The following is a 9,781-nucleotide window of genomic DNA, read 5'->3' on the forward strand; positions in this document are numbered from 1 at the left end:
ATCGATGCCTTTGCCGGTCGCAGCCGGACCGACATCTTCATCCTTTTCCCGCATGGCCGCGTCTCGCCGGTGCAGCAGCGGCAAATGACGACGTCGACGGCTGCAAACGTCCATGCGCTGGCGATCGAAGGCAATTTCGACGATTGCCAGGGCCTGCTCAAGGACATGTTCAACGATCACGGCTTTCGCGACCGGGTGGCGCTTTCGGGCGTCAATTCGATCAATTGGGCCCGCATCATGGCCCAGATCGTCTATTATTTCTCCTCGGCGCTGTCGCTCGGCGCGCCGGACAGGCAGGTTTCCTTCACCGTGCCGACCGGCAATTTCGGCGATATCTTTGCCGGCTATGCCGCCAAGAAGATGGGCTTGCCGATCGATCGGCTGGTCATTGCCACCAATGACAACGACATCCTGGCGCGCACTTTTTCGACCGGCGAATACCGCACCAAGGGCGTCTTTGCGACCACGTCGCCGTCGATGGATATCCAGGTGTCGTCGAATTTCGAACGCTTGCTGTTCGAGGCCTCCGGCCGTGACGCCGCGACCGTGCGGCGCTACATGGACGGCCTGAAGCAGTCCGGTGCTTTCACCATCGAACCCCACCAAATCGCCGGGATGCGGTCCGAATTCGACGCCGGCCGCGCTGATATGGACGAGGTCGCCGCCACCATCCGCTCGACGCTCGCGACCAGCAACTATCTGCTCGATCCGCACACTGCGGCAGCCGTGCATGTCGCCGCAGGCAAGGCGTCAGGCGCCGTGCCGATGGTGGTGCTGGGTACAGCGCACCCGGCAAAATTCCCGGCCGCCGTCGAAGCCGCCAGCGGCGTGTCGCCCGCACTGCCCGCGTGGCTAGGTGGGTTGATGACATCGGAGGAAAAATACACGGTACTTCCATCCGACCTGAAAATGGTGGAAGATTACGTCGGCCGCCGCGCGCGGGCGGCGCGTTAGGGAGTAGTAGCCATATGGGTGTTGAGGTAAGCCGTCTGTCGAACGGCCTGACAGTCGCCACCGAAACCCTTCAAAGCATCGAATCGGTTGCCCTTGGTGCCTGGGTCAAGTCGGGTGCCCGCAATGAACGTGACGACGAGCATGGCATGGCCCATCTGCTCGAGCACATGGCGTTCAAGGGCACGAAAAGGCGGAGCGCCTTCGAAATCGCCTCGGAGATCGAGGACGTCGGCGGCGAAATCAACGCCGCCACCAGCGTCGAGACCACCTCCTACTATGCCAGGGTGCTCTCCGACGACGTGCCGCTGGCCGTCGACATTCTTGCCGACATCCTGCAGGAGTCCGAATTCGACCCGCAGGAACTCGAACGCGAACAGCATGTGATCCTGCAGGAGATCGGCGCCGCGCACGACACGCCCGACGACATCGTCTTCGACCGTTTCACGGAAACCGCCTATCGCCATCAGACGATTGGGCGCTCCATTCTCGGCACGCCCGAAACGGTCAAGTCCTTCACCTCGAAACAACTTCACGACTTCATAGAGCGGCAATATGGCGCCGAGCGCATGGTGATTGTCGCCGCCGGCGACATCAAGCATGACAATTTCGTGCGCGAGGTCGAAAAGCAGCTCGGCGGCTTCCGCAGCAAGGCCGACAGCACCATCCCGCAATATGCGCAATATGTCGGCGGCGACTTCCGCGAGGACCGCGACCTGATGGACGCGCAGATCGTGCTGGGGTTCGAAGGCCGGGCCTATCATGTGCGCGACTTCTACGCCTCGCAGGTGCTGTCGATGATCCTCGGCGGCGGCATGTCGTCGCGCCTGTTCCAGGAGGTCCGCGAGAAGCGCGGCCTGTGTTACTCGGTCTATGCCTTCCATTGGGGCTTTTCCGACACCGGCGTCTTCGGCGTCCATGCAGCGACCGGCCAGAGCGACATCGCCGAACTGGTGCCTGTCATCATCGACGAACTGCAGAAGGCCGGTGAGAAGATCCTGCAGGAAGAACTCGACCGGGCGCGCGCCCAATATCGCGCCGGACTGATCATGTCAGCCGAAAGCCCGGCCAGCCGCGCTTCGCAGATCGCACGGCAACTGCTTCTGTTCGGCCGGCCGATCGCCAAGGAGGAACTGATGGAACGGCTGTCGGCGCTGACGATCGAGCGGCTGACCGATCTATCGTCGCGTTTGTTCTCGACCAAGCCGACGCTTACCGCTGTCGGGCCTGTGGGCACACTGGCGCCCTACGAGGCGATTCTCGAATCGCTCGCGGGCACGCAGACCGCGGCCCGCAAGCTCGCCGTCTAAGCCCCTCAAAGCGCCATGTTCGCGCTCCCTTTCTTTCGCCGTGACCTGCCGGCACTGAAGGGCGACCGTGTCACGCTGCGCGTGCCGTTCACCAACGACTATCGCGAGTGGGCGGCGGTGCGCGGGGAAAGCCGCGCCTTCCTCGAACCATGGGAGCCACGCTGGACTCCCGATGAACTCGACCGCAACGCATGGCGACTGCGCATCAGCCGCTACCGCGAGGATTATGCTCAGGGAACCGCTATCGCCTTCTTCATTTTCGAGAGGAGCAGCGGCAAGCTTGCCGGCGGCATCACGCTCGGCAACATACGCCATGGTGTCTCGCAGAGCGGCCATGTCGGCTACTGGATCGGCGAGCGCTTCGGCGGCCGCGGCCTGATGACCGACGCGGTCAAGGTGGTGACCCGCTTCGCCTTCGATACGCTAAGGTTGCACCGGATCGAAGCGGCCTGTATTCCCGACAATATCAGGTCGATCCGGGTGCTTGAAAAAGCCGGATTTCGGCGCGAAGGACTGCTGCGATCCTATCTCAGGATCAACGGCATCTGGCAGGACCACTACCTCTACGCCCGGATCGCGGACGATCCGCCGGGCGTTGGAACGAAGGACTGATTTTGACGAAATTCCTGCGCAACGGGCCGCTGTTCGCCATTGTCCTCGCGACACTCCTGACGCTGTGGGCGGCATCGTCGGCCTTCGCCGTCGAGCCGATCAAGATCGCCCGCGACGACGTCGCGCTCGACCTTTCCGGCGCCGTCGAGATCTACCGCAACCAGGGCGAGAATTTCCAGGTGTCGACCGCGCCGGGTCCGGACGGCATCGTGCGGCGCATCGAGGTCGAGGCCAATGATGCCCGTTCGACCGGCGACTGGGCTGTCTTCGCGCTCGCCAACACCACCGACCAGCAGCTCGACCGGCTGATCGTCGCACCGCATTTCCGCCTGGTGAATTCCGGCATCTTCTGGCCGGATCTGGGCTCGACCCGCATCGCTGCCATCACGCCCAGCGAAGGCTTCGCGCTCGACCGCCAGACCAGTCCCGACGCCGACGTTTTCCGGGTGACGCTGAACCCCGGCACGGTGATCACCTTCATCGCCGAACTGGCCTCGCCGAAGCTGCCGCAGGTCTACCTCTGGGATCCCGAATCCTACAAGGACTCGGTCAATTCCTACACGCTGTTTCGCGGCATCGTCATCGGCATTGCGGGCCTGCTGGCGCTGTTCCTGACCATCCTTTTCGTGGTCAAGGGGACCTCGATGTTCCCCGCGACCGCCGCGCTTGCCTGGGCGGTACTGGCCTATATCTGCGTCGATTTCGGCTTCCTCAACAAGGTCATCGAGATCTCGCCCGGCAATGAGCAGATGTGGCGGGCGGGAACGGAGGTGGCGCTGGCGGGAACCTTCGTGGTGTTCCTGTTCGCCTATCTCAACCTCAACCGATGGCACGGCCATTTCAGTTATGGCGCGCTGGTCTGGATACTCGGGCTGGTGCTGATCGCCGGCGTCGCGATCGTCGATCCCGCGGTCGCCGCCGGCATCGCCAGGCTGTCCTTCGCCGCCACCGCACTGACGGGGCTTGGCCTGATCATCTTCCTCGGGATTCGTGGTTATGATCGTGCGATCATGCTGGTGCCCAGTTGGGTCATGGTGCTGTTGTGGTTATGCGGGTCGTGGATGGCGATCACCGGCATGCTCGACAACGACATCGCCCAGCCGGCCCTGGGCGGCGGGCTGATCCTGATCATCCTGCTGATCGGCTTCACTGTCATGCAGCATGCCTTTGCCGGCGGCGCGCTGCATCAGGGCCTGTTCTCCGATCTGGAGCGGCAGGCGCTTGCTGTCGCCGGATCGGGCGACACGGTGTGGGACTGGGACGTGCTGCGCGACCGCGTCGTCACCAAGCCCGATGTCAGCATCCAACTCGGGCTGGCGCCGAACAGCCTCGGCGGTGCGGCGCGTAACTGGCTGCCGGTGCTGCATGCCGACGACCGCGACACGTTCCGCACGACGCTCGACGTCGTGCTCGAGCACCGGCGCGGCCGGGTGTCGCAGAACTTCCGACTGCGCGGCGCTGACGGCCACTATCACTGGTTCTCGCTGCGTGCGCGCCCGGTCATCGGATCCGACGGCGAAGTCATCCGCTGCGTCGGCACCATGGTCGACGTGACGGAGCAGAAAAAGTCCGAGGAAAGGCTGCTGCACGATGCCGTGCACGACAACCTGACCGGCCTGCCGAACCGCGAACTTTTGATGAACCGGCTGGAAGCGATCATCTCGATCGCGCGCACCGAAGAGAAGGTGCGCCCGACCGTCTTCGTCATCGACATCGACCGTTTCAAGCAGGTCAATGACGGACTCGGCATCTCGGCCGGCGACACCATCCTCTTGACCATCGCCCGTCGCCTGCACCGGCTGCTCAAGCCGAAGGACTCGCTGTCGCGCTTTGCCGGCGACCAGTTCGCGCTGATGCTGTTGTCCGAACAGGACCCGGCCCGCATCGCCGCCGTGGCGGATGCCATCAAGCATGCCATCAACAATCCGATCACCTTTGCCAAGCGCGAGATCGTGCTGACCGCCTCGATCGGATTGATCACCTGGAATTCGCCACAGATGTCGGCCGAGGACATGGTCAAGGATGCCGAGCTTGCCATGCATCAGGCCAAGCGCTTCGGCGGCGACAGGATCGAGCCGTTCCGTCCGGCTTTCCGCACTGTCGGCACCGACAGGCTGCAGTTCGAATCCGACCTGCGCCGCGCCATCGAGCGACGCGAATTCACCCTTGCCTACCAGCCGATCGTGCGGCTCGAGGACGGCAGCGTCGCCGGCTTCGAGGCGCTGCTGCGCTGGGACCACCCGCGCCGCGGCATGATCCCGCCGGCGGATTTCATCCCGGTCGCCGAAAGCTGCGGACTGATCGTGCAGCTCGGCCTGTTTGCCATGCAGCAAGCGGCGGAAGACCTCGCCAGCTGGCAAAAGCAGATCGGCGACGCGCCGCTGTCGGTCTCGGTGAATTTGTCCAGCCGCCAGTTGATCCGCCGCGACCTGGTCAGCGACGTCCGCTCGGTCATCGCTCGGGCCAATCTGAAGCCGCGCTGCTTCCGGCTCGAACTCACCGAATCGCTTGTCATGGACAATCCCGAGCAGACCGCCCATGTGCTGACCAAGCTGAAGCAGCTCGGCATCGGCCTGTCGCTGGACGATTTCGGCACCGGCTATTCCTCATTGGCCTATCTGACGCGTTTCCCCTTCGACACCATCAAGATCGACAAGAGCTTCGTCGACGACAACACGCCCAAGCGCGCGGTGCTGCTGAAATCGATGGTCAACATGGCGCATGAACTCGGCCTGTCCGTCGTCGCCGAGGGCATTTCGGACGAGAGCGACGCGCTGGAACTGCGCCAGATGGGCTGCGAATATGTCCAGAGCTTCATGTTCGGCGCGCCGATGCCGGGCGACCAGGTGCTGAAGACGCTGAAAGAGCAGTATCCGCTGACGCAAGCGTAAACGGATCAGGCGTGTCCGGCCGCCAAGCTGAGATGGGCGAGGTCGATACCGATCGAGGCGAGGATCCGGTCGTATTTGCGCTCGATATCGGTGTCGAACAGAAGCTCGGCACTGGCCGGACAGGTCAGCCAGCCATTTTCTGCGATCTCGGTCTCCAGCTGGCCGGCGCCCCAGCCGGAATAGCCGAGCGCCATCAGCGCATGACGGGGTCCGCGGCCGGACGATATGGCGCGCAATATGTCGACGGTCGCCGTCAGGCAGATGTCGTCGGAAACGGTCAGCGACGATTCCACCCGATAGTCGCCCGAATGCAGGACGAAGCCCCGGCTGCGATCCACGGGGCCGCCATTGCGCACGACGAAATCGCGGGCCTGAGCCGGCAAGCGGATTGCCTCCTGCTCGTTCATGATGCCCAGTTGCACGAGCAAGTCCGGAAACAGCATCTGCTGCGTCTGGTTGATGATCAGGCCCATGGCGCCTTCATCGGAATGGGCGCAGACATAGATGACCGAGCGCGTGAAACGGTCGTCCTTCATGCCGGGCATGGCAATCAGGAACTGATCGTCGAGAAAGCCGCGACTGGCGACCGTCTTCTTGTGGCGCAACAAGTCCATGAAGGGAGCGTAACGCGTTTCCAAAGCGTCGAAAAGATGCGCCGTGCTGGATTCGACCAAAGCCTGTGGCGGCGGCTCGAACATTCTTCTCCCTCGAAGTCACGCAAATATGATACCGGCAAGGCCATGAAATCATTGCGCGGCCACGAACGGACGATCAAATCACCGCCATGCGAACCTTGAAAATCCTGCTGCTCGGCGCCGCCATCGGATCGGCCACCGCTCTTCCCGCCGCCGCCTCTTCGTCGGCGTGGTACAACAGCGAAGGCGGCAAGGTCCGGCTGGTTACATCAGGCAAAGCCGACGATGCCGGCCGCATACAGGGCGTTCTCGACATAGCGCTCAAGCCCGGCTGGAAGACATATTGGCGCGATCCGGGAGACGCGGGCGTGCCGCCGCAACTCGACATTTCGGCCAGCACCAACATCGCCGACGCCGCTCTGTCGTTTCCGGCGCCGCAGCGCCATGACGACGGCTATGGCAAATGGGCGGGCTACAACTATCCGGTCTCTCTGCCGGTGACATTCACGCTGGCGACGCCGAACCAGCCGGCGGTGATCGATGCCGACATCTTTCTCGGCATCTGCGAAACGATCTGCATTCCGGTGCAGACGCGGCTGACCGTCGACCCCGCCTCCGATCCGGACAATGCCGAGGACGCGGCGCTGGTGAAGGCGAGTTTTACGGCACTGCCTGCGCCCGCGAGGTCCGATTTCGGCATCAATGTGCTGCCGGGCGACCATGAGACGCTGATTGTCGAGGCGAGCTTTCCCGGCGATCCGGCGGCGGCGGACTTCTTCGTTGCCGGCGAGCGGGACTACATGTTCGGCACCCCGGCCCGCAGCGAAAAGGACGGCAAGCTGATTTTCACCGTGCCGATCCTCGACCGCCCCTCGACGACGCCGACCGATGGCGGGCTTCACTATACGCTGACGAGTGCGGCGGGCGCTGTCGAAGGGGTTCTGCCTTTCCCTTGATCCAGCCCATCGCAACGGTTGCAGGAAGCCGTTGGGTTCGCTACGCAAAGACACGTCCTTCCCCATTTTCCCAAGCGAGGAATCCATGACCATTTCCGTTGGCGACAAGCTGCCTGACGTGACCTTCAAGACGATGACCGACGACGGCGCCAAGCCGATCACCGGGGCCGAGATCTTCCCGGGCAAAAAGGTCGTTCTGTTTGGAGTTCCCGGCGCCTTCACGCCGACCTGCAGCAACAACCACTTGCCCGGCTATCTCGAGAACCATGACGCCATCCTGGCGCGCGGCGTCGACACCATCGCCGTCGTTTCGGTCAATGACGTCCATGTCATGGGCGCCTGGGCGCGCTTCACCGGCGGCGAGAGCAAGATCCTGTTCCTGGCCGACGGCAGTGGCGATTTCGCCAAGGCAGTGGGCCTCGACAATGACCTTTCCGCCAGCGGCATGGGGCTGCGTTCGAAGCGATTTTCGATGATCGTCGACGACGGCAAGGTCACCGCGCTCAATGTCGAGACCAAGCCCGGTGTCGACGAGTCCGGCGCGGCCCATATTCTGGGACAGCTCTGAACTTCAGTGCGCCTTCGGCCGTAACGGCGATGGCGCTTGTGGTTCATGGGTTGCTTTGGGGGGATCCTAGCGATGTTTGACATCTTCTGGCGCGCTATCGCGATCGGCGTCGGCGCCACCGTGCTGATGGATCTCTGGGCCATCTTCCTGCACAAGGCGTTCGGCCAGCCACGGCCGAACTGGGGGCCGGTCGGCCGCTGGGTCTGGCATCTCCGTGACAAGGTCTTTCACGACGATATCGGCGATGCAGCACCATACGCGCATGAAAAGGCGCTGGGTTGGGCCTTTCACTATTTTGTCGGCATCGCCTACGGCATCATCCTGGTGGTGCTGGCCGGAGCGGGCTGGCTTGCCGCGCCGACATTTCTGCCGGCCTTCATCCTCGGCATTGTCACCGTCGGCGCCGGCTGGTTCCTGCTGGCACCCGGCATGGGCGCCGGCTGGGCCGCCTCGAAGCGGCCCAACCCGATGCGGATCCGGGCGTTGAACCTGGTGTCGCACACGGTGTTCGCACTTGGGCTTTGGGGCACGGCGCTGCTGATACGATAAGCGCTTACGGCTGTGTCGGCCTGTCGATCGGCTGCCAGCCGTAGACAACGGAATGCGCGCCGATATCGTAGTAGTTGCCGCCGCCCGCTGGCTGATCCGCTTCTTCGTACCCGAGCCGCGCCGCTCCTGAAATTCAATAGCTCTGGGTCGAGCGCCGCACCTTCGCGATTGCCGGCGCAGCAGGCTTTGGCGCTGCTGCAGGCTTGAACGGGCCTTTCTTGAACGGCGCCATGCCTTCGCGCGCGAGTTCGTCGGCGCGCTCGTTCTCGACATGGCCGTCATGGCCCTTGACCCAGTTCCAGGTGACCTTGTGGCGCTTGTTGGCCTCGTCGAGCGCCTGCCAGAGTTCACCGTTCTTGACAGGCTTCTTGTCGGCGGTCTTCCAGCCGTTCTTCTTCCAGCCGTGGATCCACTTGGAAATGCCGTCCATGACGTATTTGCTGTCGGTGTGAAGCTCGACCGTGCACGGTTCCTTCAGCGCGTTCAGCGCCGAGATAGCAGCCAACAGTTCCATCCGGTTGTTGGTCGTCTCGGCCTCACCGCCGGAAAGCTCCTTGGTGCTGCCGTTGAAGCGCAGGATCGCGCCCCAGCCGCCAGGGCCGGGATTGCCCGAACAAGCGCCGTCGGTGAAGATCTCAACCTGTTTGCTCATGATATCAGGCCAATCCATATTCCGAAGGAGATTTGATCGCCCGGTGGAACCGCATCCTTCTGATGTATTCGGTCGGATCGCGTTTCATCACCAGCCCGCCATCGGGGACGGTCAGCCAGTCGTATAGCCGGGTCAGCATGAAGCGCAACGCCGAACCGCGCGCCAGCATCGGCAGCGCAGCCTTTTCCTGGTCGCTCAGGGGCCGGACGCTCTGGTAGCCGGCGAGCAGCGCCTTGCCCTTGGTCAGGTTGAAGGAAAAATCCTTCTCGAAGCACCAGGCGTTGAGGCAGGTGGCGACATCGTAGGCATAGAGGTCGTCGCAGGCGAAATAGAAGTCGATCAGGCCGGAGAGCTTTTCGCCGAGGAAGAAAACGTTGTCCGGGAAAAGATCGGCATGAATGATGCCTTGCGGCAGGTCTTTGGGCCAGTTGCGCTCAAAATCGGCAAAGTCGGCATCAACCTCGGCCGCCAGGCCCGGCTCGACCTCGTCGGCCCGGTCGCGCGCTGCGTCCCAGAGCTTGCGCCAGCCGTCGATGGCCAGGGCATTCGGACGCGTCATCGAAAAATCGGCGCCGGCCAGATGCAATTGCGCCAACGCCTTGCCGACCTCGGCACAATGCGTGGCTGTGGGCCGCCGCAACGAAAGCCCTTCCAGGA

Annotated in this window: 10 protein-coding genes; 7 read left to right on the forward strand and 3 right to left on the reverse strand. The window is 63.2% G+C overall.

Annotated features, from left to right (window positions below):
* The 4 genes from thrC to EN914_RS12165 form a co-directional block, all read left to right on the forward strand.
* Positions 1-954: threonine synthase (gene thrC / locus EN914_RS12150; RefSeq protein ID WP_127389095.1), on the forward strand; the 954-nt coding region annotated here is incomplete at its 5' end.
* Positions 955-968: 14 nt separating this feature from the next.
* The gene (locus EN914_RS12155) at positions 969-2,261 is read left to right on the forward strand and encodes a pitrilysin family protein (RefSeq protein ID WP_013532762.1); all 1,293 of its coding nucleotides are present in this window, start codon (positions 969-971) and stop codon (positions 2,259-2,261) included.
* A gap of 15 nt (positions 2,262-2,276) precedes the next feature.
* The gene (locus tag EN914_RS12160; RefSeq protein ID WP_013532763.1) at positions 2,277-2,873 is read left to right on the forward strand and encodes a GNAT family N-acetyltransferase; all 597 of its coding nucleotides are present in this window, start codon (positions 2,277-2,279) and stop codon (positions 2,871-2,873) included.
* A gap of 2 nt (positions 2,874-2,875) precedes the next feature.
* On the forward strand, positions 2,876-5,764 hold the full coding sequence (locus EN914_RS12165) for an EAL domain-containing protein (RefSeq protein WP_013532764.1): 2,889 nt from the start codon (positions 2,876-2,878) through the stop codon (positions 5,762-5,764).
* A gap of 5 nt (positions 5,765-5,769) precedes the next feature.
* Here the strand turns inward: EN914_RS12165 and EN914_RS12170 are convergent, their stop codons facing one another.
* Positions 5,770-6,378: a YqgE/AlgH family protein gene (locus EN914_RS12170; RefSeq protein WP_013532765.1), complete on the reverse strand. Its 609-nt coding sequence runs from the start codon at positions 6,376-6,378 to the stop codon at positions 5,770-5,772.
* 170 nt (positions 6,379-6,548) lie between these two features.
* On the opposite strand from EN914_RS12170, the gene EN914_RS12175 reads away from it, so the two are divergent.
* From EN914_RS12175 to EN914_RS12185, 3 genes are all read left to right on the forward strand, one after another.
* Positions 6,549-7,355, forward strand: coding sequence for a protein-disulfide reductase DsbD domain-containing protein (locus tag EN914_RS12175; protein WP_013532766.1), 807 nt, complete (start codon positions 6,549-6,551; stop codon positions 7,353-7,355).
* Between the two features lie 85 nt (positions 7,356-7,440).
* Complete coding sequence (locus EN914_RS12180; protein WP_013532767.1) at positions 7,441-7,923, forward strand: peroxiredoxin; 483 nt, start codon at positions 7,441-7,443, stop codon at positions 7,921-7,923.
* Positions 7,924-7,995: 72 nt separating this feature from the next.
* A complete protein-coding gene (locus tag EN914_RS12185) occupies positions 7,996-8,472 on the forward strand; it encodes a DUF2938 domain-containing protein (RefSeq protein WP_024503621.1) in 477 nt (158 codons plus the stop codon).
* Positions 8,473-8,605: 133 nt separating this feature from the next.
* Here the strand turns inward: EN914_RS12185 and rnhA are convergent, their stop codons facing one another.
* Positions 8,606-9,124 (reverse strand): ribonuclease HI, encoded by a 519-nt coding sequence (gene rnhA / locus EN914_RS12195; protein WP_024503620.1) that lies wholly within the window; start codon positions 9,122-9,124, stop codon positions 8,606-8,608.
* A 4-nt stretch (positions 9,125-9,128) separates the two neighbouring features.
* Positions 9,129-9,781, reverse strand: a 653-nt coding sequence (locus tag EN914_RS12200; RefSeq protein ID WP_127389096.1) for a phosphotransferase, incomplete at its 5' end; no start/stop codon positions are given.

The sequence above is a fragment of the Mesorhizobium sp. M7A.F.Ca.CA.001.08.2.1 genome, from assembly GCF_003998455.1.
GTDB classification, from domain to species: domain Bacteria; phylum Pseudomonadota; class Alphaproteobacteria; order Rhizobiales; family Rhizobiaceae; genus Mesorhizobium; species Mesorhizobium ciceri.

What these genes read in the sequence shown, in the direction of transcription:
- rnhA (WP_024503620.1), bottom strand. Translation starts at nt 9,124, where the DNA reads ATGAGCAAACAGGTTGAGATCTTCACCGACGGCGCTTGTTCGGGCAAT.
- EN914_RS12175 (WP_013532766.1), top strand. Translation starts at nt 6,549, where the DNA reads ATGCGAACCTTGAAAATCCTGCTGCTCGGCGCCGCCATCGGATCGGCC.
- EN914_RS12185 (WP_024503621.1), top strand. Translation starts at nt 7,996, where the DNA reads ATGTTTGACATCTTCTGGCGCGCTATCGCGATCGGCGTCGGCGCCACC.
- EN914_RS12155 (WP_013532762.1), top strand. Translation starts at nt 969, where the DNA reads ATGGGTGTTGAGGTAAGCCGTCTGTCGAACGGCCTGACAGTCGCCACC.
- EN914_RS12160 (WP_013532763.1), top strand. Translation starts at nt 2,277, where the DNA reads ATGTTCGCGCTCCCTTTCTTTCGCCGTGACCTGCCGGCACTGAAGGGC.
- EN914_RS12170 (WP_013532765.1), bottom strand. Translation starts at nt 6,378, where the DNA reads ATGGACTTGTTGCGCCACAAGAAGACGGTCGCCAGTCGCGGCTTTCTC.
- EN914_RS12180 (WP_013532767.1), top strand. Translation starts at nt 7,441, where the DNA reads ATGACCATTTCCGTTGGCGACAAGCTGCCTGACGTGACCTTCAAGACG.